Below are 25,348 nucleotides of genomic sequence, written 5' to 3'. Positions count from 1 at the left end.
AGTGGGTCGCTTAGAGAAGAGGGATAGAGTGGGTTGGTGAACCAGCATCATGCTTATTATTTATGTAGCATGATGCCGGTTTTCTGAATGGGCGTTCAAATCAGCTTTTTATTCAGAATAGTTTACATGCAGATCTTTAATGTAGTTGACTTCGTTTTTGCTACCGAGCACCACAGGAACGCGTTGATGAATATCAGTTGGTTCGATATCTAAGATACGATTGACGGCATCAGTGGCACCGCCGCCCGCGCGCTCAATCAGCAGGCTCATCGGATTGGCTTCATACATCAAACGTAACTTACCTGCTTTATGAGCGTACTTAGTATCAAACGGATACGTAAAGAGGCCACCGCGACATAAGATACGATGAACATCTCCAACCATGGCAGCAACCCAGCGCGTATTGAAGTCGCGACCACGCACGCCTGTTTCGCCCGCGATGAGCTCGTCGATATACTGTTGCATGGGTGCGCGCCAGTAGCGATAGTTTGAGGCGTTGATGGCATACTCACTTGTATCGGCATCGATTTGGACGTTGTCTTCTATGAGCACATAATCATTCGTATCTGGGTCTAAGCTGAACATGACCACGTTGTCTGTGATGGTCAGCGCCAGTACGGTAGAGGTGCCATATAATAAGTAACCAGCTGCTAGCTGCTGACTACCCGCTTGCAAAAAGTCACTATTCTCACTGGTTTGCCCTTGACGTTGGTACGGTAGAACAGAGAAGATAGTACCGACTGCCATATTGATGTCGATATTTGATGAACCATCCAGTGGGTCAAACAATACCAATAGACTACCATCAGCGTGAGCGGGGGTGGCATCATCCAGCTCTTCTGACGCCACACCGGCACAATGTGCATTTTTTGCTAAGGCATCTAACAATAAGTCATTGGCCAGTACGTCCAGCTTTTTTTGATCTTCACCTTGGACGTTTTGATTGCCAGCTTCGCCTAAAATATCGGCTAACGCCCCTTTTCTTAGTAACTGTGAGATGGTCTTACCAACGTCAGTGACGGTAGTAATTACGTCGTTAATAGCAGGGCTGACCGCCTGTTCGTTGAGATAGTTTGCTAAGGTCGTCATAACGCTTCCTATAAATGGTCTGGACAGTAAAAGACAGATGAGAATTGGAGAATAGGTGTAGTCGCCCTAAGCACACCTTAAATGAGCAATGGAATAAATTGCCTATACGGTATCTTTGTCCCGACCACAAAATCAGCTACACTATATCTATTGTTATTCATTTATAGTTTCGACGTGCTTATTTTTTATGATGGATGCTAAAGACTGATTGGCATTGCCTAACAGGGCGACTCAGTTTAGGTGACAGGGCTGGTTTTATTACGGTAAATTGTAGCAAATAAGCGTCAAAATGTCCTCGTGTCTGTGTACATCAACACATAAATGCTCGAACAAAGACAAATAAATGATTACTATAGACCCATACAAACCCACAATAAAGACTTGCCATTATGTCAAATTCTATCGATAGCAGCTCAATACATACGGTCTCGCCGACTGATTATGCAAAATTTGATCCCGATACGATTCACCAACGGCTCAATACCTCACTAAGTCGCCCCCAGCTCAACACCGACGGTAGCATTCGCCACTTTTTGGGCATCGAAGGTCTAAACAAAGCACAGTTGCAAGCGATTATTGCCAAAGCAGAGACATTCTTTGATGAAAACGGACAATTGATCAACCGTCCTGAGCTTGACGGCTGTACGGTCATGAATTTGTTTTTTGAGCCGTCGACTCGGACGCGTACCACCTTTGAAGTCGCCGAAAAGCGTCTGGGTGCCAACGTGCTAAATATCGATATCGAACGCTCCAGTACTAAAAAAGGTGAGAGCCTACGTGATACGCTGTGGAATCTGCAAGCGATGACGGCAGATATCTTTGTGGTGCGACATTCAGCATCAGGTGCCGCCCATTTTATGGCCACAGAAGTGACCCCTGACATTGCCATCATTAATGGGGGTGATGGGTGGCATGCGCATCCGACGCAAGGGATGCTTGATATGCTTACCATCCACCGTGAGGCACCGCGCCCATTTGAAGCGTTGTCGGTCGCTATCGTGGGGGATATTAAGCATTCACGCGTCGCGCGCTCTGATATCAGTGCGCTGCAAACCTTAGGGGTCAAGGATATCCGCGTCTGCGCGCCACGTACCTTGTTGCCTAAAGGAATAGAGCGTTATGGGGTGCAAGTTTATGAAAACATGAATGAGTGCGTCACTGACTGCGATGTTATTATGGGTTTGAGGATTCAAAACGAACGTATCGGCTCGCCATTACTGGCTTCATCGAGTGAATATTACAAACACTACGGTATTACGCCAGAGCGAGTGGCGCTGGCCAAACCGGATGCGCTGGTAATGCATCCAGGACCGATGAATCGCGGGGTTGAGATTGCTTCTAGTGTCGCTGATGGCGCACAGTCCGTCATCTTAAAGCAGGTGAATAACGGTATTGCTATTCGCATGGCTGTTTTGTCACTTGCGATGGAAGGGCAACGTGCTCATCAAGCGGCTGGCAAATAGTATTCTGCCGCGCTATTTCATTCTTATTTAACTCATTTTATTGATACGGTAATAACGCTCATGTCTATTATGCTTAACACTGATGCACCGATACGTGACCATCTTCCTGACACCATTAAAAACGCATTACCCAGTACAGTAACTGACAAGCTGGCCGCCCTTGAAGCAGGGCGTGAAATGTGGCTGCTGCCACCATTGGTTGACTTGTGTGCACGCCTGCGTGAGCCAGGCCAACAGCAACATGGCACACTAGAGTCTGAGGGACGTGCTGCCCGCAGCAATGGTTTTTTGCATGTGGTGATTCCCCCAGATACCAATCCTATCTTAGAAAACGGCTCGCTACTCAAAGGCTTGCGTGAGCGCGCGCTTGATGATGGCGGGATTTATTTGCATATTTTAGGCGCATTGACTGCTGGGCTAGAAGGTGAGCGCCCATCCAACATCGCCGGTTTAAAAAAAGGTGGCTGTATTGCAGTCTCTAACGCTCGTCGACCTTTTCGCAATGACTTGGTGTTACTACGTACGTTGGAGTACGCGGCGACTTTTGGCATGAAAGTATTCTTTTACCCGGATGAGGCCAGTTTGTCTGGAGATGGGGTCGCCCATGAAGGGTATATCGCTTCATATCACGGTCTACAAGGTATTCCATGGATTGCTGAGACAGTTGCTTTGTCCACCCAATTACTCATGGTTGAAGAAACAGGGATCGCCGCTCATTTTAGCCAACTGTCTTGTAAATCTTCAATAGAGTTGATGCGCTGGGCAAAAGATAAAGGCTTACCAGTGACTTGTGATGTGGCGATGCATCAGCTGTATTTGACAGATGATAATTTAGAAGGCTTTAACGCTCAAGCCTATGTACTACCCCCTTTGCGTAGTAACACCGACCAGCAGGCAATACGCCGTGGGCTAAAAGATGGCACCATTGATGCAATTTGCAGCCATCATGAACCACTAAACAGTACCGCCAAAAAAGCCCCGTTTGCTGAGAGTACCCCAGGTATCTCAAATTTTGATACCTTTATGGCGTTGGCGTGTCAGTTGGTGCATGATGAGGTATTAACCTTAGAGCAACTGGTGGAGAAAATTTGTCTCAACCCTGCAAAAATAGCAGGTATTAGTGAGCAATATGAAAACATCGGTGGTGCTGTGTTGGTCGACCCCAATCTTGAATGGCAGGTGACGGCGCAAACCATGCTATCAAACGGCAAAAACACGCCGTTTTTTAATCAGCAACTACAAGGCCGTGTTGTGGAGACGTTCTTTGGCTAATCTCCCCCAACAGGATGACAATCTGCTGCCATCCTCGAAGGATAATGAGCCTACGTTACGTCGCCAGCAGGAAAGCCCGCGTAGCACTTCTAGTGAGTCCATCAAGGCGGTGGCCATCTATGAAGTGGTTAAGGGGCTGGGTGCGCTGTTAGGGGCGGCGGCGTTATGGACGTGGCATGGCAATCTTGAGCATTGGCTGTCGACTGTGACGGCTTCTTGGCAACAAAGCTTTGGTTATTTGCTGGCCCCGCAGATTGATAGCGCGGTACGTATTGCTCAGCAGGCAAGCAAAAATTGGTCGCTATTTTTATTGCTGATTTTTGCTTATGCCAGTTTACGTTTTCTTGAAGCTTATGGCTTATGGCAAGACAAAACGTGGGCGTATTGGTTTGGGGTACTTGGCTACGGGATATTTATTCCCATTGAGCTTTATTACTTGCTAGTTAGCCCATTTGATTGGTTTAAGCTTGGTATTTTGGTCTCAAACATTTTAATTGTTATCGTGGTTTATCGTAATATGAAGCGAAAAGGTTTGATATAAAAGTACGCTACAAGTGGTTAAATTAACTGGTAAAGCCCGCCTAAGATATTACTCTTATGCGGGCTTTTTGAGCAGTGACGTTATTGTACCAGTTATACTTTTGCGGTTTTATCGGTGCGAATGCTTTTTGCCACTTTACCAACGCTTAACCCTTGTACCAAGATAGAGAATATGACGACAGCATAGGTAAGTGCCAATAAAATATCGCGCTCAGTCCCTACCGGTAACTGCAACACGAGGGCCACCGAGATGCCGCCACGTAATCCTCCCCACGTCAGCACTTTCCACGCTCCTGTGGGTAAGTCGAGCTGACGATGAAAGGTTTTGGTGGTCATACCCACGACGATGAACCGAGCCACTAGCGCAATAATAATCGTCAAACCGCTGGCGATAAATAAATTACCCGAATAAGCAATCATCACCACTTCTAGACCAATGAGCACAAACAAAATCGCGTTTAAAATCTCATCAATGAGCTCCCAAAACAAATCAATATAGTGACGCGTCCGATCGCTCATCGCCAATTCTCGTCCGCGGTTACCAACCATCAGTCCCACCATAACCATGGCTAAAGGCCCAGATAAGTGCCAATGACTGGCCAATGCATAGCCACCAATGACGCCCGCTAGCGTGAGTAGGACTTCCTCTTGATAGCTATCAATGCTCTTTAGTAAGTAATACAAAATTGCACCGAGTAACAAGCCAAAGATCACACCGCCACCTGCCTCAACCGCCAATGTGTGAGCCACATAATTGACCGTTGGGATATCGCCACTTGATAAAATACCAAGCAGTAAGACAAAGATAACCACACCGATACCGTCGTTAAACAGTGACTCGCCAGCGATGACAGTTTCGATACTTTTGGGTGCGCCTGCTGATGAGAGAATGCCCATAACGGCAATAGGATCAGTAGGGGATATCAAAGCGCCAAACAATAGGCACCAAAGAAACGGTAAGCCAAAGCCAAACAGCGGCAACATAACATAAATCGCGGTGGCGATAAGCATGGCTGATACGATAGTGCCCAGTCCTGCAAGGATGCCAATGGGCAACTTATAGCGTTTTAAATCGCCAACATTGACGTGTAATGCGCCGGCGAATAACAGCATAGAGAGCATGCCATCTAACAACACTTCGGTAAAATCAAGCTGCTCTAACAAACTGACTTCGTAATCAATCAGCTGTTCAAACCCTAAAAAGCCTAAAAAGATCGCGCCAATAGACAATACAATAGAGATCACCATCACACCAATCGTGGTTGGCAGACCAATAAAACGATGATTGACATAGGTCAACAAGGCGGTAATGGATAAGAATATGGCGCTGATTTCAAGGATGGTGAGGCTGGTTGCAGATGCCATAAAGTGGGTCCCATATCAGTATAAAAGTTGTCCTAAGCCTAGGGGTTATAAGAAAGGCGTAGGTATTGAGCGTTTGTTTGATGCGGCATTATTAGAATTGCTAACCACGCTAGTGTGATTAACTGGATTGTGTTTGTAGTGCTTGACGAATATGGGTAGCAAAATCACTGGCATAACGAAAGTGCCGATGTTTTGCGTCATTATCAGTCATAAATTGCTCGGCTTGATGGCACATAGCGACCAAATCGTCTACCAACTCTTGATAACTGAGATTCTCTTCTCCTGCACGCTTAATTAAATTTAACTCATGCAGTAGCGTTTGTTGCTGCGCCTTATTCACTCGTGCATAATTTAAATCGACCATGGCCTGACACAGCGCTTTTAGGACCATCAAGTCCGCCGCCGCATAACGACGTATCTCGCCAAGCGACACGTTGATAAAGTCAGATATCTTAGGCGTGTGCGTGACCAAGGCCAATATCGCCACTCGTTGTGGTTTGACCACAGTCTCGGGAGTATCTTTATCATGTGCTGGTACATAAAAATGATAGGGACTTGGTGGTTGACGCCGCATCATGATACTTAAGCAGCTGGTCAAAGATTGCACACAATTGACCGCTGTCTTTGGGTCGTTGATACCAGGAGATAGTGCTCGCACCGCGATCTCAGTTATTTGCCCTAGGCTATAAGCAATATCATTAGAGTGCGCCAATCGTTGTTCGAGTCGGACGCAACCCGCAAAACGCTGCCAGAACGTACCATCAGGCGCGCGCGGTACGACCACCAAGTGCGGTGTTGTTGTTTTTTGTCGGTTATTTGGATGACTTGCTGGGCGTTGGTAAAAATGTCCCATAACGTTTTTGTCAGTGACGTAATCACCAAGATTGACGTGAATTTGCACCACACCACCGTACTCTTGGGTCAGGGTGATCAGTGATTGAAGATAAATTTGCTGGATATAGCCCGAGCGCGGGGCATAGATAGGCGTAGCTGGCCAACTGTGAAACTGCTCGATGTCATGGTGTTCAACATCGCGTTGATGCTGGAGATCGCAATGATCGCTATACCAATAATGCACATTGTTAATCGCATCATTGCTGGCATTTTGAATGACGTGAGATGCTTGGATGGCATGTACCATATGTTGGACGAAGTACACCAGCAAAAGGGCGCAAATAATGGCCATAATAATGGCAAAGGTCACTGCTAGTTGCGGCACGCCAAAAGCAACATCGGACTGATGAATAGATTTTAAAACCAATAAGCTGTAGCTAAAGGTGCCAATAAACGCGCCCAATACAAATTGATTTGGCGTGTCTGTCAAAAAATTGCGTAATAAGCGTGGGCCAAACTGTGAAGACGCCATAGATAGGACGGCAATCGTAATCGAAAAGGTGGTACCTGCCACGCCCAACACGGCTCCTGCAATTGCGGTCATGATGGCGCGCGCTGCCTCATCGTCACCCGTAAAAGCAAAGGTAATCTCTCGGATAGTTTCACGGTCAAAATGCTGATCGATAGTCACGAATAAAGGGGCTAGCAGTATACCGATGAGCACACAAGCAGTTGGGATAAACCAATAAGAGCCAATCAGCTGCTGCCACAGGTTTCTGAGACGGTCGGGTAGGTCAGTCAAGGTTTGAAGCGACCATAACTGGGTAAACTGTTTGAGCCTGTCTTGACCGGTATCAAAAATACGGGCCAAGACGCTCTTTTCATCGTCTTTATGTACTGTCATAAGCTTCAATGTATCCAAAAGTAATAGGATTGTGGCTTGTTCTCATTTTATGACGTTATTTCAAGCCGCCCGCTACCGTTTTCTATTTTTGGTTAAGGTGCTTTGGGATTGTCCGCTTCAGTGATGATGGCATTCTTATGTTCACGTCCAGACGTCTCTGTTTTGGCATCGCTGTCCCCAGCGTCTATAGGAATGATCGCTTCATGGTTGTGCTCATCACACTCAATATCGCTTTCTTTATCATAGGCGGTAGGGTCAAAGTGCGGTGACTTTTCAGTATTTGAGTTAGCTTTGGATAGCTGACGGGCCGCTGTCGGAGGGTTTTTTCTAAATAAATCCGTGTGGCGCTCTTTATGAAAGCCTTTTGGGTCAGAAGACGCCTTTTTACGCGGCTCGCTATTGGCAAAAATCGCATTTAATGGCAAATCTAATTGCTGCTTAGCATACGCTTCGGTGTGCTCAAAACGATGGACCAATAAGCTCAACCAAGGTTTATGATCTTCCAGCCTCATCTCATCAAGCTCATCTTTAATAGGTAGCGGATAGGGCAGGGTGCGATAAAAATCCCACAACGTCATTTTGCTTAAATCTTTTTTGAGCACATAGTTTTCATCTTCAGTCATGGTGATGAGATTGCTGTCTTGTAAGTAATTAATATAGGTGTACCACTTTGGCAACTCTTTACGTCCCAGTACATTGCGCAGCGCTTGCTCGCTGACAGACACCCCTTTTAGATGGTGTGTGTAGATTAAATTTAGCATGTCGAGTAAGCTGAGCAACGGATGACGAGGACAGACTTCTTCGGTCTCAAAAATGGTCAAGGTATAGCTCACCTCCACCCCTAATAAAATCAAATTCCAGGATAAATAGATCCATAGTAAGAAAATTGGGAGGGCGGCAAATGCCCCATAAATCGCTTCATAACTGGTAAAGTTTGCCATCACAGTACCAAACAGATGCTTCATCAGCTCAAACACAATGGCGACAAACAGACCGGCAATGGCGGCGTTTTTTACTGGCACACGCGCTTTGGGGGTAAACCAGTACATACCGATAAAGCCTGCAATGGTAATGCCAATCGAGACGGCTTGTACCCAAAAAGACCAGTCAATACCATAGCCAGCAATTTGCCGATTTAAGAAGCTCAGGCTTTGCACCGCACTTGAGGCGATAAAAGCCGTCCCCAACACCAAGGGCCCTAACGTCACTATGGTCCAATAGCGCAGTATGCTTTTTAGGCCGCCCGAGCGGTTTTCTACCCGCCAGATTTGGTTAAAAGCACGCTCAATGGTCGTCAACGTCATGATAGTGGTAAAAAACAGTACCATGGCACCAATAATGGTTAGATTAGACGACTTTTCGGCGAAGTTATTGATGTACTCACTAACCTGCATGCTGGACTGTGGTAGCAAGTTACTATAAATCACCTCATAGATCTGTGCTCTCACAGACGCCAGTGCTGGTACTGACGATAAGATCATCAGCAGCACCGTAAATATAGGCACAATGGATAACATGGTGGTGTAGGTCAGTGACGCAGCCTTTTGCTGGCAATTGTCTTCAAAAAAATGCCGAATCAAAAAGCGTAAAAACTGAAACCAGCGTTGATGTAAAAATGGGATTTTTTTTGTTATGTTTTCCATGTTAACCATTGAGCAAGTATTAGAGTGAAAGTAGTGTAACAAAAATATGTCGTTATCATCTGCCGTTTAATTGTGTCAAAATGCACAGCAGTAACCGTTACAGGGTTTTGCTGGCGGCAATACTAAGCGTGCGAGTTTGCATGTCAGGGAATGACTCGGGCATAATGTGCACACATACTGATGGTGCAAATCATTGGTCTGTCTGTTTATATGTTTCGATGTTATAGGCAAGATTTTAGCGGCATGATAGATAGGTGTAGAAGCTGCTATGATGATTGCTGCCAATAATAACGTTAATGATTGATGAGGAAGTGTTGCTAATGAGTCAGACCGCCCCCTATGTGTTGGTGCTCTATTATTCTAGTTATGGTACGACTAAGACGTTGGCATATGCTATTGCTCAAGGTATTGAAGATGCGGGCATGACAGCGCGTATCCGTACGGTGCCAACGGTGGCACCAGAGACCACATCGAGCAAGCCTGCGATACCTGATGAAGGGGATCTTTATTGCACAATGGATGATCTGAAAGACTGTAGCGGTTTGGCACTAGGTAGCCCTACGCATTTTGGTAATATGGCCGCGCCCATGAAGTATTTTTGGGACAATACCGTCACGCTATGGCTGGCAGGTAATTTGCAGAATAAACCCGCGTCAGTATTTACCGCGACGGGTTCGATGCACGGCGGCCAAGAGACGACCTTATTGACGATGATGCTACCATTGATGCATCACGGCATGATCATCGTTGGTGTGCCTTATGCAGAGCCTGCGCTCAACCGTACCCATCGCGGTGGTACGCCTTATGGCGCCAGTCACGTCAGTGGCGCACTTCATGATCAGCCAGTGTCTGCTGATGAGCGTGAGCTGGCTATCGCCCAAGGTCGTCGTTTGGCTATTAGTGCCACTGCATTGGCGCAAGCCAACTGGAGTAACTAAGCTGCGCTTAGGTTGTTAAGCCTCATGCTACCGTGTTATTAATTAGGAAGTACATACATCTAATGGTTACAAACCGCTCCAATAGTGAGAAAAAGTCTACGGCACCAGTAAATAAGTCCGATAAATCTGTCAAAGCCAAAAAGCCTATTGCGCCTATTCGTCAGCGCTTGATGGTGACTTGGCTCGTTTGGTTGGTCTATAGGCTGTTTGCGCTGCCTATCTTTATTAACCTCTTTAACCCACGTAGTCCCGATATCATCGGTGGCATCGCATGGCAAGCGCTGTGGCTGGTGCCAGCATTTGTTTTGACGCCGTGGATACTACGTGGCCGCTCACCATATGCGTTATTAATAGGCAGTATGTTTACCTTGGTGTACTTAGGAGCCAGTGGTGTGGTGCTTTTTACCCGCGCTTACGGCAGCAGCTGGGCCGAAATAATGGTTTATCTGGTTGATTTTGTGCTGTTATTCACCATCAATGTTTGGCTGTTTGTTTTGCTCAAGCGTCTGCCATCGATGAATAACGTCGTCAAACCCCCACGTTGACCGATGAATGAATCGTAACCTTATTATTTACGATCAGGATCAGACAAAAAAAGCGGCGCTCTATTTAGAGTGCCGCTTTTGTATTTTGTACAATCCATTTAACACAAGAAAAGTACCGATAGTTTTACTAGTTGACCTTAGTCAATTCTAAATCCATTTTTTTACCATCATTGATCTGGCTTACTTTGACGGGTAAGTAATTTAAGCTTGGCGCTAACCAAAAACTGGTAGAGCGGCTGTTGTCATCATGGATACGGTCGACACGCACAGTGTCAAACGTCCCAGCTGGTACAGTGACTTTAGTGTTGCCAGACTTTTTAAACGGCGTCTTCTCAATTTTATCTTTTTTCGCCATGTAGTAGTTGCCAGAGAATTTACCGTTTAACAAGTCTTGACGAATCTGTACTTCAAGACTCAAATCATCAAAGGCTTGCTGTGCCATGTCCATGGTCGTCGTTTTGCCTTTGTAGTTGCTGGTGACCTTTTTATTACGAGGGTTAAAGTTCAACTTATGGGTACGTCCCATACCTAATAACTTATAAGTGGTGCTCGCTTGGGTTGGCGTGACATTATTACCGATGATGGTAAAGGTACTGCTTTGTACCGCGCTTGCAACACCAGCCACGCGCGCATTGACATCATATTTCCAAGTATTGCCCGACTTGCTTAAGGTGCGAGTAGCCGTCCCTTTATATTTATCTTCTACGGTAAAACTATAATTTGCGCTTGATGGTTGAACGGTTTTTGCGTTTGTAAGGGTGGGTGCGGTCATACTTAAAGCTCCGATGGCAGCAATACTTGCCCCTGAGGTTAAGATAGTCAGGCGTCTAGACTTGCTGCGCTGTGCGTCATTAGTGACAATTGCTTTTTTAATCATTGAGAAAAAACTCATGGATATTCCTTAATTAACTTTTATGCAGTCATGTTCGTTTTTTTGATGACTGTTTTTTGATGACTGACATGACAGGATCAAAAGTTATAATGGTCATATTGTGTTACATTTTCAAGGATAGGAGTCGCCTTTGATGTGGTGCGCTTGTAGTTAATGTTACGAGCAAAGCTAGTGCTCGCATACTAAGTAACCGACTGTAAGCTTAGTAAAAAAGATCAGTTAAGCCACTGACCATAAAAGAAGTACGGTCATCTATCATGACTCAAATGAACGCTTTAAACACCGTGCTAATGCCATTTGTCATAGGGTACTTCAAACGAAACGTTTTTAAATAATGACATTCCTCATTTAATAGCCCGTGTTATGCAAAATTCTTGTAAATTTTTGGGCTTTACACTTGAAGCGAGCCACGCGTGCCCCCACTTTTTGTTACAAGCTCAAGGCTTATCTTAAGAAGGCTGCTTTACGCAGTAATGCTTGTAGATACTAGCGTTGAGACTATTAATTCAAATAAACCCTTTATTTAAATAACCAACTTTTGGAGTCATATCGATGAACATTCGTCCTTTACATGACCGTATTGTCGTCCGCCGCATAGAAGAAGAGACAAAAACTGCTGGTGGTATCTTACTTCCTGGTTCAGCACAAGAAAAACCATCACAAGGTGAAGTGCTTGCAACTGGTAATGGTCAAATTCGTGACAACGGTGAAACTCGTGCATTAGATGTAAAAGCTGGCGACAAAGTTTTGTTCGGTCAATATGCTGGTCAAACCGTAAAAGTTGACGGCGAAGAACTGCTTATTATGAAAGAATCTGATGTATTGGGTGTGCTAGAAGGCTAATTGGCCGACAGCATGTCCAACCGTACTATCGAATCATTCAATTGTATTCTCATACTTATAATAGTGGAGTAATTTAACATGGCAAAAGACGTAAAATTCGGCATTGATGCCCGTAAACAAATGATGGACGGCGTAAACGTTCTAGCAAACGCAGTACGCGTAACCTTAGGCCCTAAAGGTCGTAACGTGGTTATCGATAAATCTTTTGGCGCGCCTACCATCACTAAAGATGGTGTATCGGTAGCCAAAGAAATCGAGCTTGAAAACAAATTTGAAAACATGGGCGCTCAACTAGTCCGTGAAGTCGCTAGCCGCACAAATGATGTCGCTGGTGATGGTACGACGACTGCGACGGTATTGGCTCAGTCAATCTTGCAAGAGGGCATGAAGTCAGTGGCTGCTGGCATGAACCCAATGGATCTTAAGCGCGGTATCGACAAAGCAGTTCGTGCAGCAGTTAAAGAGATTCATAAACTATCTACACCAGCCGATGACGAAAAAGCCATCGCTCAAGTGGGTTCTATCTCTGCTAACTCAGACACCAAAATCGGTGAGCTGATCTCGCAAGCGATGGAAAAAGTAGGCAAGCAAGGCGTTATCACGGTAGAAGAAGGTTCAAGCTTTGAAGATACCTTAGAAGTCGTAGAAGGTATGCAGTTTGACCGTGGCTATATCAGCCCGTACTTTGCTAACAAGCAAGACAGCCTGACTGCTGAGTTTGAAAACCCATACATCTTGCTCGTTGATAAAAAAATCAGCAACATCCGCGAGATCGTGCCATTACTTGAGCAAGTTATGCAGCAGAGCAAGCCATTGCTCATCATCGCTGAAGACGTAGAAAACGAAGCGCTCGCGACTCTGGTTGTCAACAACATGCGTGGCGGCCTAAAAACGTGTGCGGTGAAAGCACCAGGTTTCGGTGATCGTCGTAAAGCCATGCTAGAAGACATCGCAACGCTAACAGGTGGTACGGTTATCTCTGAAGAGATTGGTTTGAGCCTAGAGACAGCAACTCTAGAGCAATTGGGTACGGCTAAAAAAGTAACCGTTGGTAAAGAAAACACCGTAATCGTTGATGGCGCTGGTAACACGGCTGACATCGATAACCGTGTTGAGTCTATCAACCGTCAAATCGAAGAGTCAACGTCTGACTACGATAAAGAAAAGCTACAAGAACGTGTTGCGAAACTGGCAGGCGGCGTAGCGGTTATCAAAGTTGGCGCAGCGACCGAAACTGAGATGAAAGAGAAGAAAGACCGCGTTGATGATGCGCTACATGCAACTCGTGCAGCGGTTGAAGAAGGCGTTGTCCCTGGTGGCGGTGTTGCCTTAGTGCGTGCAATGAATGCATTGTCTGAGCTAAAAGGCGATAACGATGACCAAGATGCGGGTATCAACATCCTACGTCGCGCAATGGAAGCACCACTGCGTCAAATCGTTACCAACGCTGGCGAAGAAGCATCAGTCGTGGTGAACGAAGTGAAAAACGGTACTGGTAACTACGGTTACAATGCTGCCTCTGGTGAATATGGCGATATGCTAGAGATGGGTATTCTTGATCCAGCTAAAGTGTCTCGCTCAGCGCTAGAGAATGCTGCCTCTGTTGCTGGTCTCATGCTGACGACTGAAGCCATGATTACTGACCTACCAGAAAAAGAAGACCCAATGGCTGGCATGGCTGGTGCTGGTGGAATGGGCGGTATGGGTGGAATGGGCGGCATGATGTAATTTTACTTCTGCTGCAAAGCGTTTTGTCTCTGTCAGACGCGCTTAATGTACGATAGGTACTATTTTCGCGCGTCTTCTTCGACAAGCCGCTTTTCGCAAGAAGTATGACTTTGTCATAACGTACTTGTTAAACCCAGTTAAAATAAAACCCCGATAGGCTTTGGCTTATCGGGGTTTTTTTATGTATTTGACAAAGTGTTGAATACTACTGATCCGCTGCATCTCGTCTAAACGTCCATGTCTTATCATCAGACGCTGCTTCGCAGTAATAATAACCCGCCAAATCAAAATCTTTTAATTGCTCCGCATTAGTCAGTTTGTTATCAGCGGCATACTTCACCATCAGTCCGCGTGCTTTTTTGGCATAAAAGCTGATGACTTTGTATTGACCATTTTTCTCATCTTCAAATCTTGGTGTGATGATGTCAGCATTAAGTGCTTTCTTTTTCACAGCTTTGAAGTATTCATTAGAGGCTAGGTTAACCAAGACCTTGTCATTGCTATCAGCCATGCGTGTATTAATCACGTCCGTCACTTCCTCACCCCAAAACTCATAAAGAGTGTCACCGCGCTCGTTTTTAAGCTTGGTGCCCATCTCTAATCTATAAGGTTGGATTAAGTCCAGCGGCTTCAACACCCCGTAAAGCCCTGACAAAATACCCAAATGCTCATTCACATAAGTAGCTGACTCTTTGTCCATGCTGTACATGTCAAGGCCAGTATAGACATCACCATCAAATAAGTAAGCCGCAGGTTTGGCGGCATGATCAGATGCGTCAGTAGTAAACGGCTGCTCTTTGCTCCAACGCCACTGCTGATTGCGCGTTGCATTGAGCTGCGCCAGATCATCAGAGATGCTCATTAATGCTTGCAAATCGACAGGTTCTTTTGTCTTCAGTATTTTCATCAGCGCCTGTGAGTGTTCGATGAGCTCAGGCTGACTGTAGTAGTTGCCTAGATTTACCGGTATCGCATCTGCTTCATTCAAAGATTTGGCAGGAGAGAGTAAAAAATACATCGCTATTCCTTATTATAGTGAGTCAATGGCGACCATTCTATTAAAGTATCCAGTTTTCTTATTATACGATACTCACGCGCTTAAGCGATCTTGTGCACCGCTATTTTGTACTTTTTAGCGCTATACTCGAAATTTGTAAACATTTGAAAGGTGGTTTTGAGTATCGAGAGGTGATATTGAATCAGCCTAACCATTTATCAGAAAAATAAAAGTTTTTAATATAACAATAAAAGTTATGCAGATGGTGTAAATGCCTAACTTTTTATTTTACTTGTGGGTCATCATTAGACAATGAAAGTTGTCGGATGATGTCTCTATAATAAAAAGACATGATGGCAAAGTAGCTATCATTTATTAAATTGATAATCTTTGGTCGTAATCTTGAAGCAAATATGACCAAAGGTTTTTTTGTCCCCTGTGCTTTTTGAATGTGCGTTGAGGGTATTAAAGGTAGTCATTGAGACGTGAATAAAGTCATTAGACGTAAGTAAGGAGACGGTATGAAAATCGGTGTAATCAGTGCAGACATCGCGAGCGAGAGCCGCGTCGCGCTAACCCCAGACGCGGTCAAAAAATTGCGTAAGCTTGGGTTTGAAGTCGTCATACAGTCAGGTGCCGGTCAAGCAGCATATTATGCTGATGAGCTGTATCAGGCTGCGGGTGCCGACATTGCCAACAGCAGCGCCGAGGTCATCAGCCAATCTCAGATTATTACGACCGTCAATGACTTGCCAGCTGCGGCGACTGATGGCTTGACATCTGGTCAAATTGTCATTGGCATGCTCGACCCATATCGTAACACGCAGCTTGACACTTATGCGGCCAAGGGCGCAACGGTTTTTGCGATGGAGCTACTACCACGCACACTGTCACGTGCACAGAATATGGACGTACTGTCATCACAAGCCAACCTTGCGGGTTATAAAGCGGTATTGCTCGCGGCCAATGAATACTCGCGTCCTTTTCCGATGTTTATGACGTCAGCGGGTACCGTCAAGCCAGCCAAAGTGGTGATCTTAGGCGTGGGTGTGGCAGGTCTGCAGGCGATTGCGACAGCGAAGCGTTTAGGGGCAGTCGTTGAAGCCAGTGACCTGCGTCCTGCGGCCAAAGAGCAAGTCGAATCCCTTGGTGGTAAATGGCTTGATGTGCCGATGAGCGAAGATGAAGCCCAGAAGGCCAAAGCAACGGGCGGCTATGCGTGGACGCCCTCAGAGCAATATATCAAAGACCAAGCTGCCGTGGTGGACAAGGCCTTGAGCAACGCTGATATCGTTATCACGACAGCGCAAATTCCGGGCCGTCAAGCCCCGCGTTTGGTCCATGAGGCCACTCTTGCCAAAATGAAGGCCGGTTCTGTGCTGATCGATATGGCTGCTGGCACAGGCGGTAACGTAGAAGGCAGTGTGCCTAACGAAACCATCACCACGGATAATGGCGTGCGTGTTGTTGGCGCAGCCAACATTCCATCGATGCTTGCCGCGCAGTCCTCAGACTTGTACGCAAATAACCTTGTCAACTTTATCACGACTTTGATTACGCCTGCTAACGATGACGCGGCAACAACTGAGCTGGCACTTAATATCGACATGGATGATGAAATTCAGGGTGCACTGGCAGTGACGCATGATAGTCAAGTACGCCTTGCCAAGCGCTAGGTTTGACGGCCTATCATTACATATGTTGTCACCATACATTTGCCAGTAACGAATAAATTTTAGGAGGATTAGATGATTGCCACTATTTTAGCTGCAGCGCCAGCTGGAGCCGCCATGAGTAGCACACCATTTGTAGCGATTTTTACCGTATTTGTACTCGCTATTTTTGTTGGATATTACGTCGTTTGGGGCGTCACGCCTGCACTGCACACGCCATTGATGGCGGTAACCAATGCCTTATCCAGTATTGTCATCGTGGGTGCGATGCTACAGACCGTCACGATTGACGGCTCGGTCTTTACGCCAACCAGCTTGCTTGGAGCCTTTGCTGTCTTTTTGGCCAGTATCAATATTTTTGGTGGTTTTGCCGTGACTGAGCGTATGCTTGCGATGTTTAAACCTAAAGCAAAAAAATCACCAGTTGTTACGACTGAAAGTGGAGGCGATGTATGAGCGATTTAACAAACTTCATTGCTACCAATGCTGATTGGTTCTATTTAGTCGGTGCTATTCTCTTTGTCTTGACCCTACGTGGTTTGTCTAGTCCAAAAACCGCCATTCGCGGTAATCGCTTTGGTATGGCAGCGATGGCGATTGCTGTCGTGACGACTTTCTTTTTAGCAGAAGGTCCTGTCCTTTGGTTGATTATCGGTGCCATGATTTTAGGTGCCCTTGTCGGCATGTGGAAGGCGAAAACGGTCGCGATGACCCAAATGCCAGAGACGGTCGCTTTGATGCATTCGTTTGTCGGCTTGGCAGCGGTGGCGATTGCGCTGGCAACGGTGCTGCATACTGAACAACAGCATGGTGCGGTGGCTCGTGTCGAGCTATTTATCGGTTGCTTCATCGGCGCAATTACTTTCTCAGCGTCTGTTTTTGCCTTTGGTAAATTAGCAGCAAAAAGCTGGGCCAAGACCTTGGTCGGCGGCTGGGTAAAACCTGTACAAGCGCTATTGTTTATTGCAATGATCGGTTTTGGCGGGGTGTATTTTGTCACCGACTCACTCCCAGCGTTTTATGCGATGGCAGTGATTGCGGTTATCTTTGGTTGGATGTGGATTGCGCCAATCGGTGGCGGTGACATGCCAGTGGTTGTGTCTTTGCTAAACTCATTCTCAGGTTGGGCGGCCGCGGGGATTGGTTTTACCCTTGGCAACTCGATGCTGATTATCGCAGGCTCGCTCGTTGGTTCCTCAGGTGCGATCTTGTCTTACATCATGTGTAAAGCCATGAATCGCTCATTACTCAATGTACTATTTGGTGGTATGGGTACGTCAGCCGTCGCAGCAGGCGGTGATGATGGTGCACCTAAGAACTACAAGGCAGGCTCGGCAGAAGACGCAGGCTTCTTGATGTCTAATGCCAGTAATGTGGTCATTGTACCGGGATACGGTATGGCACAAGGCCGTGCCCAGAATGCGGTAAAAGAGCTGTATGAATTATTAAAAGACGAAGGCGTCAACGTGCGTTTTGCGATTCATCCGGTTGCTGGTCGTATGCCAGGCCATATGAACGTACTATTGGCAGAGGCCGACGTACCTTATGATGATATCCTTGAGATGGACGAGATCAATTCAGATTTCGCTAGTACCGATGTGGTCTTGGTTATTGGTGCGAACGACGTTGTAAACCCGTCTGCGAAAGACGATCCTACGTCACCTATCTTTGGTATGCCTATCCTCGAAGTGAATAAGGCCCAAACCGTCATGGTCATCAAACGCTCGATGAGCACGGGTTATGCTGGTCTAGATAACAGCTTGTTTTACATGGACAAAACCATGATGATCTTTGGTGATGCCAAAAAAATGGTAGAAGAAATGGTACGCAGTATCAATGGCGGCGGACATTAATCTCTAAGTCAGTTGCTCAATAAAAAAGTCACCTAGGTGGCTTTTTTGCGTTAAAGTGGGCGGCATTGATGACTCCTACGACATTGCCACCTATATATCATTGCTTATTACAATGAATACAAATAAGAGAATTGCCCATGAATATGTTACTGCGTTTTTTTATTATGATCACCTTGCTAAAGCAGCAACTCAAACAGCAGTCTGTGAGAGAAAATCTTAGTATAGAAACCTTGACCGCGCCAACAGTTCGTCATTATCGTGTATTGCCCCATGATATGGGCTTTCGCGACCATCTTCCCAATTATCGCTATCTGTCTTTTATTGAGCTAAATATTACCCGCTGGCTGATGACGTGCTGCCAACAAAAAGGCGTCAAACCTTTAAACTGGGTGATCGCCATGCAAGAGATGGTTTATCTAAAAGAAATCAAATTTCTTAACAAGATGACTGTCAGTAGTACATTGGTTGGCTGGGACCATAAATACGTGTACTTCGAACACCGCTTCTTTGTAAAAAACCAGTTAATGAGCGTGGGGATAACCAAATTTGTCTTGATGGATAAAAAAGGACAGCAGCAAGCCCCAGAGGTGCTAGATATGACGGGGAAGCAGCTAACGGCTGTCATTACCACATGGAATGATCACCAAGTGGCTGTTAAGTCGACTAAGTCGGTATAAAAAACAGCGAAAAATACTGTCGTAAAACAACTTGGCTATAATCATTTGCTGAATTTTGGTAGGATAGAGTCCATCAAGTCGTCAATATTCAGGCGACCACACCGTGTTTCAAAATAACTATTTTTAAAACGACTAAAAAATAAGGTACCGTTATGACGCCACAAAAATTAAAATGGACAGACAGCTTAGATATTGCGATTGAGCTTTATGAGAAATTCCCAGAGACAGATCCACAGTACATACGTTTTACCGATTTGCATCGCTGGGTAACTGAGCTAGAAGGCTTTGATGATGACCCACAAAAATCAAATGAAGGGATCTTAGAAGCCATTCAAATGAATTGGATTGATGAAGCGGATTAATCGACTCAGCTTTTTAGCATTGCTACAAATAAAAAATTAAATAAACAGATAGAAAAGGCTGCATCATGACATCACAAATTCAAGAGCTATCCGACGCCATAGCTTGTCGCGGCATCAGCGTTCGTACGACCAATAACGCTGAGATCAGCCATGAAACGGCTAAATTAGGTCGATTATGGCAGAAATTTTACCAAAACCATGTCAGCCATCTTGAGAAAGGTGAGGACATTTATGGTATTTATCATAACTATGAGAGCGACGATTTAGTAGGCGCGTTTGATGTGGTCGCTGGTTGGCAGACGACTAATGAGCAAGGCGAAGCGGAAGATTCAGACAATGACGGTACGGCTAACGCTAGCAATTTGGTAGAGGTAACCATTCCTGCTGGCAAGTATTTGGTATTTTCTGAAAAAGGCAATATGCCAAATACGGTCATGAATGCATGGGAGAAGGCGTGGGAATATTTCAATACAGCAGACTGTGAGCACACCCGAACGTTTGCTGTGGATTTTGAGCGTTATATTGATGGTAATCTAGAGTACGGTCAAGTCGATCTGTATATTGGTATTGAGTAGGTTTGTTCCTGATACTAAAGGTATTACAATCGAATCACACGGATTTAATTATTGAAGGGCACTAATTGACTATACAAAAGTAATGCTTTAACAGACATTATATATCTTAGCTATCATTTTGGAGCAGGAATGAATCAGTTAGAACCAAATTCTAAAGATAGACTAGTTAGTGTTGCTAAAGCAGTAGCAGGAACACTTCCATATATAGGAACTCTAGTTTCAGAATTACTTGATAATATTGTGCCAAATCTTAGGTTTGAACGTATAGTAGTGTTTCTTCGAGAACTTGATTCAAGAGTATCTCAAATTGATGAGAAACTGGAGCATTTCAAAGCGAATCTAGCTACTGAGGAAGGAGTAGATTTATTAGAGGAGGGTATGTTACAGGCCTCTCGTTCAATAAGTTATGATCGTAAAGAAAGACTTGCATCTATACTTGAAAAATCTTTAAGTACAGAAAATCTAAAGTATGAAGAATCAAGAAAAATACTCAATATATTTAGAGAACTAACTGATCCTGAAATAATATGGCTGATATATTACTCTCTTGAACCAAGGTTGGGTAAAGGTCCACACTCTGATTGGGTTGAACAACATCCAGATGTCTTGAACCCAATATCTAAAACTACTACTGGATTGAACGAAGAGTTAGAGAATGACCAACTAGAACAAGCTGCTTTGCAAGATAGTTATAAAGAGACATTATTACGCCTAGGTCTGATCCAAAGTAATGGACGTACAACTAGAATGACAACACTAGGGAAAATGATTATTAATTATATTAAAGGTTAGAAGTGGTCTTTAGCATATTTACTATCTAAAAAAGCGCCACATCGTATGCGAATGTGGCGCTTTTTTACTGTTAGAGACTAAATCTAACCCAACAGTAAGTTCTCCAAAATCCCTTCATAAATCTGCGCCAATTTACCCAAGTCATCGACTTCTACTTTTTCATCGACCTGATGAATTGTGGCATTGCGCACACCCAGCTCCACAACTTGCGCACCCGTTGGCGCGATAAAGCGACCGTCTGATGTGCCGCCTGATGTGGATAGCGTGGTATCAACATCGGTCACTTTTTTGATCGCCTTTTGACAGGCTGAAACCAATTTACCTTCAGGGGTCAAAAATGGCTGACCGGATAATTTCCAATCGATAGCATAATTGGCTTTGCTACCAGAGAAATATTTGTCAAAAATAGCGTGCGTTTTTGCTTTTAGCTCGTCTTCAGTGGTTTCCGTTGAGAAGCGAAAGTTAAAGATAACCTCTAAGGTTTCAGGAATGACGTTGGTCGCGCCTGTGCCGCCATTGATATTTGATATTTGCAAGGACGTTGCGGGGAAGTAGTCGTTACCATTATCCCACTTGGCAGCCGTCAGTTCAGCCAGTGCTGCCATCGCCGCGTGGATAGGATTCGAAGCCAGATGCGGATAGGCAACATGGCCTTGCTTGCCCGTGACGGTGAGCACCGCGCCCAATGAGCCGCGGCGACCGTTTTTGATGATGTCGCCAAGCGTGTCGGTACTCGATGGCTCACCAACGAGGCAATAAGTGATTTTTTCATGACGCGCTTCTAGTGTTTCAATGACCTTGACTGTGCCATTTACTGACGGGCCTTCTTCATCAGAGGTGATTAAAAAGGCAATAGAGCCATTATGCTCAGGGTAGGCTTGCACGAAGCGTTCGGCCGCGATGGTAAAAGCAGCAATACCGGTTTTCATATCAGCGGCACCGCGCGCCCACAAATACCCGTCAGCGATGGTTGGACTAAAAGGTGGGTAAGTCCAGTTGGTCTCATCGCCAGTCGGTACGACATCCGTGTGACCCGCGAAACAAATCACAGGATCAGTGCTACCACGACGTGCCCATAAATTTTTGACTTCAGCGTGCTCGCCACTTTGATCTCTATCGCCAAAATACATAAACTCGCAATCAAAGCCTGCTTGTGTCAAACGCTCGGACAATATATCTTGGCAGCCGTCATCATCTGGTGTGACCGAAGGGCGTTCGAGTAAAGCGATACTTAAGTCTAGGGTTGCTTGTTGATGCGTCGTTTGTTGATGAGTGTGGGTTTGGTTATGAGAGTCAGACATGGATAAACCTTTTATATGTAAAGTCGATTTTTAGAGTTTTTGTCAGTGATGCGTTAATGGCCTTCTTCAACAAATGGCACCAAACCATCTCGGCGCATCCAAGTGGCGATAGAGTAGCGTTGGCGGTGGGCAATTTGCACTTGATGGGGTAGGTCACTGTCAAATATGACCAACCGATTGGCGGCAGGCATGACATTATGATGCACACCCTGCTTATCAACGATCTCTAACGCGCCGCCGTCATTAAGTGTCCATTCATCGTTGAGATAAAACACCGCTGAGATAACGCGTTCATCCCGTCCAGCAGGATTGTCGCTGTGCCATTGGTAGCCAAAGCCAACAGGATAGCAGGCGTAGTGGGCTTCACTATGGCGAATACCCGCGAATAAGCTTCGATTGAATAAAGCGGCAAGTGCATTAATACTCTGCAAGTAATAGAAACCTGCAAAGAAGTTCTCAGTGATCCAGCGTATTTTGTCACCGCGAATATCACTGATACGAACGCCAGCGGTCAGCGCGGCATCTCGGTAGTCAATAAAACCACTCTCCGCCTGCAAGGCCATCAACGCTTTAGGCTCAAACACATCGTCAATAATTAACCAGCCATCACTGACAAACTTATCCAGCTGCGTGTCCGTTAGCTTGTCTTGCCAATTTATCTCAAAATCAGATAACTGCAATACATGCTGAGTGGGCGGCTTTTGACCCGCGTTATCACGGTTTGCAAACAGAGAGGGTGGATTATCCTGACCTATCGGATGATCGACGACCAACTCTGTCACATTAAGGTTGCTAATAATCTGCGTCATTTCATCTCATTATTATCAATCAGCTGACAATATATCGTCAATCAGTGTCTTTTTATTGCCAGCACTTACCAAAACCACATTATCTTTTACTCTGCCTATGCTACCATAGATGCAATTTTTCTTATTTAAACTTTTGAGATTATGAACTATAAACACGCCTACCACGCTGGTAACTTTGCTGATGTGGTTAAACACATTTTATTGGTACAACTGCTCAATCAATTGGGGCAAAAAAACAAACCTTTTTATGTGCTTGACGCTTATGGCGGTCGTGGACTGTACTCACTGAGCAGTGAAGAAGCACGCAAGACAGGGGAGGCCAAAGGCGGTATCCAAGCGTTACTACAAGCAGATACCGAAAAAGCGCCCGCCGCTGTCAAAGATTATATGGAAGGCATTAAGCAAGCCAGATTTACTTATGACAATAAAGTCTATCCAGGTTCCCCTTGGTGGATTGCTCATCATGTCGAGAAAAATCCTGAGGCCGGCGTACGCGGCGAGGCGTTTGAAGCCAAAGCCACCGAATATGACGCGCTAAACTATCAGTTGCATAAGTTACCCATTGGTATTCATCATCGTGATGCGTTTGAGGGCATCACTGCGGTTATTCCACCAAAAGAGAAACGTGGTCTCATCTTCCTCGACCCCCCTTATGAGCAAGAGCACAAAGACTTTACGCGCCTTATTGACCTGCTGGTTGCGGCTTATAATAAATGGCCACAAGGTACGTATGCACTTTGGTTCCCAATCAAAAACATCGAGGCAGTAGAGCTGTTTTACAAAAAGCTCAAACGTACCGATATGAGACGTCAGCTGGTTTGTGAGCTAAACATCTATCCAAATGATGTCGCAGTTGGCTTGAACGGGACAGGACTGCTCGTTATCAATCCACCTTGGCAGTTTGATAATCATGCGCGTGAGATCGTACGCTTTTTACAGCCTGCCCTAAAAGTGGCTGACGCGCCAGACTTGACGCCTGATAGTGCGACCAATGTGCGCTGGCTAGTTGGTGAATAGTAATATCGGTAAATAAGGATATTAAGATGACAAATAAGCAACCACCCAAAAGCCAGTCAAGTAATACGCCGCTAAACGATGGGCTAGTACACGACAGAGCGGCAACCCAGCCGCCTTTCGTCGATGAGCATGAGTTTAATATTCGCTTAGCGAATAGTGACAGTTATGACGGCTTGACATTTGAGGTGATTGAGGCTGAGGTTGCCGAAGGTAAACGGGTGGTCAGTCGCGGTGTCTATTTAGCACCCAACTTGATCACAACCTTGTCACTGCTGTCAGGTTTTTACTCCATTTTAGCGAGTACACAAGGTGAGTTTTATAAAGCGTCTTTGGCCATCTTTTTATCCGCTATTCTCGATGGGGCAGATGGCCGCGTCGCCCGTATGCTCAATGCCCAAAGCCCATTTGGTGAGCAGTATGACTCCCTAGCAGACATGTTAGCGTTTGGTGTGGCACCTGCTATTTTGATTTATAGTTTTGCTTTAGAGCCGTTAGGTCGTATTGGTCTTGGCTGTGCTTTTGTCTTTACCGCTTGTGGCGCGTTCCGTTTGGCACGCTTCAATGTGCAAGTCGGTATCGTTGATAAAAAGTATTTTGTGGGTTTGGCCAGTCCGCTTGCCGCCATCTTGGTTACTGCAGCGGTGATGGTTGCCATCGATCATAATGAATGGATAGGTCAGTACGACACACTAGTCATGTTCTTATTTGCCGCGTGGGTAGTCACTTGTGGTTTACTGATGGTCAGTAACGTCAAGTACTATAGCTTTAAAGAGTTTGATAAAAAGAAAGTGCCTTTTGTCGTTCTTATTATTGGTGTATTGATTATGAGCATCGTGCTCTATGACATTCCTGTCGGTATTTTAGCCATTGGGGTCATATATGCCCTATCAGGTATTTTTACTACGATCAAAGCAAAGATGTAAAATCAGTGATACGTTTTATACTAAGGAACTTGCTAATCGGTAAGTTCCTTTTTTTATGGTCAAATGTGGGTGTCAATTTACTTATATTGATAAGAGAAGACAGTAAACCAACCATCTCTCCTTAAAAGACAAGGTGAGGAGCATCAAGCGTAAGTAAATTTTTTAACTAAAACAAATAGTTAAGCGGAACTGCTGTACTGCTAGTAAAATAAATCAAACTATTTATAACTTCTTGCTTGACCCCACATTAAAACCACGTATAATGCCACCCAGTCAGAAGGGAGCTGCATTAAGAAACATAGATCAGATCTAT

General features: G+C 45.3%; 24 protein-coding genes. 16 read left to right on the top strand and 8 right to left on the bottom strand.

The annotated features are described in order from the left end of the window. Positions 1-108 precede the first annotated feature (108 nt). Positions 109-1,089, bottom strand: a complete 981-nt coding sequence (locus B2P60_RS00615; RefSeq protein WP_286738888.1) for a class 1 fructose-bisphosphatase — start codon at positions 1,087-1,089, stop codon at positions 109-111. A 389-nt stretch (positions 1,090-1,478) separates the two neighbouring features. Here B2P60_RS00615 and B2P60_RS00610 point away from each other — a divergent pair, with 389 nt between their 5' ends. The 3 genes from B2P60_RS00610 to B2P60_RS00600 are packed head-to-tail and all read left to right on the top strand — an operon-like array spanning position 1,479 to position 4,365. Then, positions 1,479-2,552, top strand: coding sequence for an aspartate carbamoyltransferase catalytic subunit (locus B2P60_RS00610; RefSeq protein WP_198335015.1), 1,074 nt, complete (start codon positions 1,479-1,481; stop codon positions 2,550-2,552). Positions 2,553-2,612: 60 nt separating this feature from the next. Further along, positions 2,613-3,824, top strand: coding sequence for a dihydroorotase (locus B2P60_RS00605; protein WP_230709239.1), 1,212 nt, complete (start codon positions 2,613-2,615; stop codon positions 3,822-3,824). Continuing rightward, a complete protein-coding gene (locus tag B2P60_RS00600) occupies positions 3,817-4,365 on the top strand; it encodes a DUF2127 domain-containing protein (protein WP_193005997.1) in 549 nt (182 codons plus the stop codon). Before B2P60_RS00605 ends, B2P60_RS00600 begins: the two co-directional genes overlap by 8 nt. 92 nt (positions 4,366-4,457) lie before the next feature. Here the strand turns inward: B2P60_RS00600 and B2P60_RS00595 are convergent, their stop codons facing one another. The 3 genes from B2P60_RS00595 to B2P60_RS00585 all read right to left on the bottom strand — a co-directional run bounded on the left by B2P60_RS00595 (position 4,458) and on the right by B2P60_RS00585 (position 9,110). After that, entirely contained in the window at positions 4,458-5,729 is a 1,272-nt protein-coding gene (locus tag B2P60_RS00595; RefSeq protein ID WP_286738884.1) for a cation:proton antiporter, read from the bottom strand. A 118-nt stretch (positions 5,730-5,847) separates the two neighbouring features. After that, the gene (locus tag B2P60_RS00590; RefSeq protein WP_286738883.1) at positions 5,848-7,467 is read right to left on the bottom strand and encodes a DUF2254 domain-containing protein; all 1,620 of its coding nucleotides are present in this window, start codon (positions 7,465-7,467) and stop codon (positions 5,848-5,850) included. A 92-nt stretch (positions 7,468-7,559) separates the two neighbouring features. Beyond that, positions 7,560-9,110, bottom strand: coding sequence for a YihY/virulence factor BrkB family protein (locus B2P60_RS00585; protein WP_286738882.1), 1,551 nt, complete (start codon positions 9,108-9,110; stop codon positions 7,560-7,562). 320 nt (positions 9,111-9,430) lie between these two features. Between B2P60_RS00585 and wrbA the strand changes: the two genes are divergently transcribed. Next, positions 9,431-10,048 carry an NAD(P)H:quinone oxidoreductase gene (gene wrbA, locus B2P60_RS00580; RefSeq protein WP_198335010.1) on the top strand — a complete coding sequence of 206 codons (618 nt, stop codon included), beginning with the start codon at positions 9,431-9,433 and terminating at the stop codon, positions 10,046-10,048. A 62-nt stretch (positions 10,049-10,110) separates the two neighbouring features. Further along, a complete protein-coding gene (locus B2P60_RS00575; RefSeq protein WP_286738880.1) occupies positions 10,111-10,593 on the top strand; it encodes a hypothetical protein in 483 nt (160 codons plus the stop codon). A gap of 127 nt (positions 10,594-10,720) precedes the next feature. Here B2P60_RS00575 and B2P60_RS00570 read toward each other — a convergent pair whose 3' ends face one another. Beyond that, on the bottom strand, positions 10,721-11,485 hold the full coding sequence (locus tag B2P60_RS00570; protein ID WP_286738878.1) for a DUF3108 domain-containing protein: 765 nt from the start codon (positions 11,483-11,485) through the stop codon (positions 10,721-10,723). Between the two features lie 552 nt (positions 11,486-12,037). Between B2P60_RS00570 and B2P60_RS00565 the strand changes: the two genes are divergently transcribed. Beyond that, the gene (locus tag B2P60_RS00565) at positions 12,038-12,328 is read left to right on the top strand and encodes a co-chaperone GroES (RefSeq protein WP_010196840.1); all 291 of its coding nucleotides are present in this window, start codon (positions 12,038-12,040) and stop codon (positions 12,326-12,328) included. Between the two features lie 78 nt (positions 12,329-12,406). After that, positions 12,407-14,056, top strand: coding sequence for a chaperonin GroEL (gene groL, locus B2P60_RS00560; RefSeq protein ID WP_193005989.1), 1,650 nt, complete (start codon positions 12,407-12,409; stop codon positions 14,054-14,056). A gap of 205 nt (positions 14,057-14,261) precedes the next feature. On the opposite strand, the gene yaaA is transcribed toward groL, so the two are convergent. Continuing rightward, on the bottom strand, positions 14,262-15,074 hold the full coding sequence (yaaA, locus tag B2P60_RS00555; RefSeq protein ID WP_286738875.1) for a peroxide stress protein YaaA: 813 nt from the start codon (positions 15,072-15,074) through the stop codon (positions 14,262-14,264). 500 nt (positions 15,075-15,574) lie between these two features. On the opposite strand from yaaA, the gene B2P60_RS00550 reads away from it, so the two are divergent. The 7 genes from B2P60_RS00550 to B2P60_RS00520 all read left to right on the top strand — a co-directional run bounded on the left by B2P60_RS00550 (position 15,575) and on the right by B2P60_RS00520 (position 20,985). Next, complete coding sequence (locus B2P60_RS00550; RefSeq protein WP_286738873.1) at positions 15,575-16,729, top strand: Re/Si-specific NAD(P)(+) transhydrogenase subunit alpha; 1,155 nt, start codon at positions 15,575-15,577, stop codon at positions 16,727-16,729. Between the two features lie 114 nt (positions 16,730-16,843). Beyond that, the gene (locus B2P60_RS00545; RefSeq protein ID WP_198335036.1) at positions 16,844-17,182 is read left to right on the top strand and encodes a proton-translocating transhydrogenase family protein; all 339 of its coding nucleotides are present in this window, start codon (positions 16,844-16,846) and stop codon (positions 17,180-17,182) included. After that, positions 17,179-18,579 carry an NAD(P)(+) transhydrogenase (Re/Si-specific) subunit beta gene (locus B2P60_RS00540; RefSeq protein WP_193005982.1) on the top strand — a complete coding sequence of 467 codons (1,401 nt, stop codon included), beginning with the start codon at positions 17,179-17,181 and terminating at the stop codon, positions 18,577-18,579. The genes B2P60_RS00545 and B2P60_RS00540 overlap by 4 nt, the downstream gene beginning before the upstream one ends. Positions 18,580-18,716: 137 nt before the next feature. After that, positions 18,717-19,256, top strand: coding sequence for an acyl-CoA thioesterase (locus B2P60_RS00535; RefSeq protein ID WP_286738872.1), 540 nt, complete (start codon positions 18,717-18,719; stop codon positions 19,254-19,256). A gap of 152 nt (positions 19,257-19,408) precedes the next feature. Continuing rightward, positions 19,409-19,618 (top strand): Fe-S cluster assembly protein IscX, encoded by a 210-nt coding sequence (iscX, locus tag B2P60_RS00530; protein ID WP_021812734.1) that lies wholly within the window; start codon positions 19,409-19,411, stop codon positions 19,616-19,618. 65 nt (positions 19,619-19,683) lie between these two features. Continuing rightward, positions 19,684-20,193 carry a GyrI-like domain-containing protein gene (locus B2P60_RS00525; protein WP_286738870.1) on the top strand — a complete coding sequence of 170 codons (510 nt, stop codon included), beginning with the start codon at positions 19,684-19,686 and terminating at the stop codon, positions 20,191-20,193. A gap of 129 nt (positions 20,194-20,322) precedes the next feature. Continuing rightward, complete coding sequence (locus B2P60_RS00520; RefSeq protein ID WP_286738869.1) at positions 20,323-20,985, top strand: hypothetical protein; 663 nt, start codon at positions 20,323-20,325, stop codon at positions 20,983-20,985. A gap of 83 nt (positions 20,986-21,068) precedes the next feature. On the opposite strand, the gene dapE is transcribed toward B2P60_RS00520, so the two are convergent. Both dapE and B2P60_RS00510 read right to left on the bottom strand, forming a co-directional pair. Continuing rightward, positions 21,069-22,286 (bottom strand): succinyl-diaminopimelate desuccinylase, encoded by a 1,218-nt coding sequence (gene dapE / locus B2P60_RS00515; protein WP_286738867.1) that lies wholly within the window; start codon positions 22,284-22,286, stop codon positions 21,069-21,071. Between the two features lie 53 nt (positions 22,287-22,339). Next, entirely contained in the window at positions 22,340-23,095 is a 756-nt protein-coding gene (locus B2P60_RS00510; protein WP_286738866.1) for a 2OG-Fe(II) oxygenase, read from the bottom strand. A gap of 141 nt (positions 23,096-23,236) precedes the next feature. On the opposite strand from B2P60_RS00510, the gene B2P60_RS00505 reads away from it, so the two are divergent. Then, positions 23,237-24,112, top strand: coding sequence for a 23S rRNA (adenine(2030)-N(6))-methyltransferase RlmJ (locus tag B2P60_RS00505; protein ID WP_286738864.1), 876 nt, complete (start codon positions 23,237-23,239; stop codon positions 24,110-24,112). Between the two features lie 26 nt (positions 24,113-24,138). Beyond that, entirely contained in the window at positions 24,139-25,035 is an 897-nt protein-coding gene (pssA, locus tag B2P60_RS00500; RefSeq protein ID WP_286738863.1) for a CDP-diacylglycerol--serine O-phosphatidyltransferase, read from the top strand. The last annotated feature ends 313 nt before the right edge of the window (positions 25,036-25,348 follow it).

The organism is Psychrobacter sp. UBA3068 (genome assembly GCF_002366815.1).
Classification (GTDB): Bacteria; Pseudomonadota; Gammaproteobacteria; order Pseudomonadales; family Moraxellaceae; genus Psychrobacter; species Psychrobacter namhaensis.
Note: the sequence above shows the minus strand (reverse complement) of the source record. Positions and strands in the feature narration are given on the sequence as shown.

What these genes read in the sequence shown, in the direction of transcription:
- B2P60_RS00550 (WP_286738873.1), top strand. Translation starts at nt 15,575, where the DNA reads ATGAAAATCGGTGTAATCAGTGCAGACATCGCGAGCGAGAGCCGCGTC.
- B2P60_RS00520 (WP_286738869.1), top strand. Translation starts at nt 20,323, where the DNA reads ATGAATCAGTTAGAACCAAATTCTAAAGATAGACTAGTTAGTGTTGCT.
- B2P60_RS00505 (WP_286738864.1), top strand. Translation starts at nt 23,237, where the DNA reads ATGAACTATAAACACGCCTACCACGCTGGTAACTTTGCTGATGTGGTT.
- B2P60_RS00525 (WP_286738870.1), top strand. Translation starts at nt 19,684, where the DNA reads ATGACATCACAAATTCAAGAGCTATCCGACGCCATAGCTTGTCGCGGC.
- B2P60_RS00570 (WP_286738878.1), bottom strand. Translation starts at nt 11,485, where the DNA reads ATGAGTTTTTTCTCAATGATTAAAAAAGCAATTGTCACTAATGACGCA.
- B2P60_RS00510 (WP_286738866.1), bottom strand. Translation starts at nt 23,095, where the DNA reads ATGACGCAGATTATTAGCAACCTTAATGTGACAGAGTTGGTCGTCGAT.
- wrbA (WP_198335010.1), top strand. Translation starts at nt 9,431, where the DNA reads ATGAGTCAGACCGCCCCCTATGTGTTGGTGCTCTATTATTCTAGTTAT.
- B2P60_RS00595 (WP_286738884.1), bottom strand. Translation starts at nt 5,729, where the DNA reads ATGGCATCTGCAACCAGCCTCACCATCCTTGAAATCAGCGCCATATTC.
- B2P60_RS00535 (WP_286738872.1), top strand. Translation starts at nt 18,717, where the DNA reads ATGAATATGTTACTGCGTTTTTTTATTATGATCACCTTGCTAAAGCAG.
- B2P60_RS00590 (WP_286738883.1), bottom strand. Translation starts at nt 7,467, where the DNA reads ATGACAGTACATAAAGACGATGAAAAGAGCGTCTTGGCCCGTATTTTT.
- B2P60_RS00610 (WP_198335015.1), top strand. Translation starts at nt 1,479, where the DNA reads ATGTCAAATTCTATCGATAGCAGCTCAATACATACGGTCTCGCCGACT.
- dapE (WP_286738867.1), bottom strand. Translation starts at nt 22,286, where the DNA reads ATGTCTGACTCTCATAACCAAACCCACACTCATCAACAAACGACGCAT.
- yaaA (WP_286738875.1), bottom strand. Translation starts at nt 15,074, where the DNA reads ATGTATTTTTTACTCTCTCCTGCCAAATCTTTGAATGAAGCAGATGCG.
- B2P60_RS00585 (WP_286738882.1), bottom strand. Translation starts at nt 9,110, where the DNA reads ATGGAAAACATAACAAAAAAAATCCCATTTTTACATCAACGCTGGTTT.
- groL (WP_193005989.1), top strand. Translation starts at nt 12,407, where the DNA reads ATGGCAAAAGACGTAAAATTCGGCATTGATGCCCGTAAACAAATGATG.
- B2P60_RS00565 (WP_010196840.1), top strand. Translation starts at nt 12,038, where the DNA reads ATGAACATTCGTCCTTTACATGACCGTATTGTCGTCCGCCGCATAGAA.
- B2P60_RS00615 (WP_286738888.1), bottom strand. Translation starts at nt 1,089, where the DNA reads ATGACGACCTTAGCAAACTATCTCAACGAACAGGCGGTCAGCCCTGCT.
- B2P60_RS00540 (WP_193005982.1), top strand. Translation starts at nt 17,179, where the DNA reads ATGAGCGATTTAACAAACTTCATTGCTACCAATGCTGATTGGTTCTAT.
- B2P60_RS00545 (WP_198335036.1), top strand. Translation starts at nt 16,844, where the DNA reads ATGAGTAGCACACCATTTGTAGCGATTTTTACCGTATTTGTACTCGCT.
- pssA (WP_286738863.1), top strand. Translation starts at nt 24,139, where the DNA reads ATGACAAATAAGCAACCACCCAAAAGCCAGTCAAGTAATACGCCGCTA.
- B2P60_RS00575 (WP_286738880.1), top strand. Translation starts at nt 10,111, where the DNA reads ATGGTTACAAACCGCTCCAATAGTGAGAAAAAGTCTACGGCACCAGTA.
- iscX (WP_021812734.1), top strand. Translation starts at nt 19,409, where the DNA reads ATGACGCCACAAAAATTAAAATGGACAGACAGCTTAGATATTGCGATT.
- B2P60_RS00605 (WP_230709239.1), top strand. Translation starts at nt 2,613, where the DNA reads ATGTCTATTATGCTTAACACTGATGCACCGATACGTGACCATCTTCCT.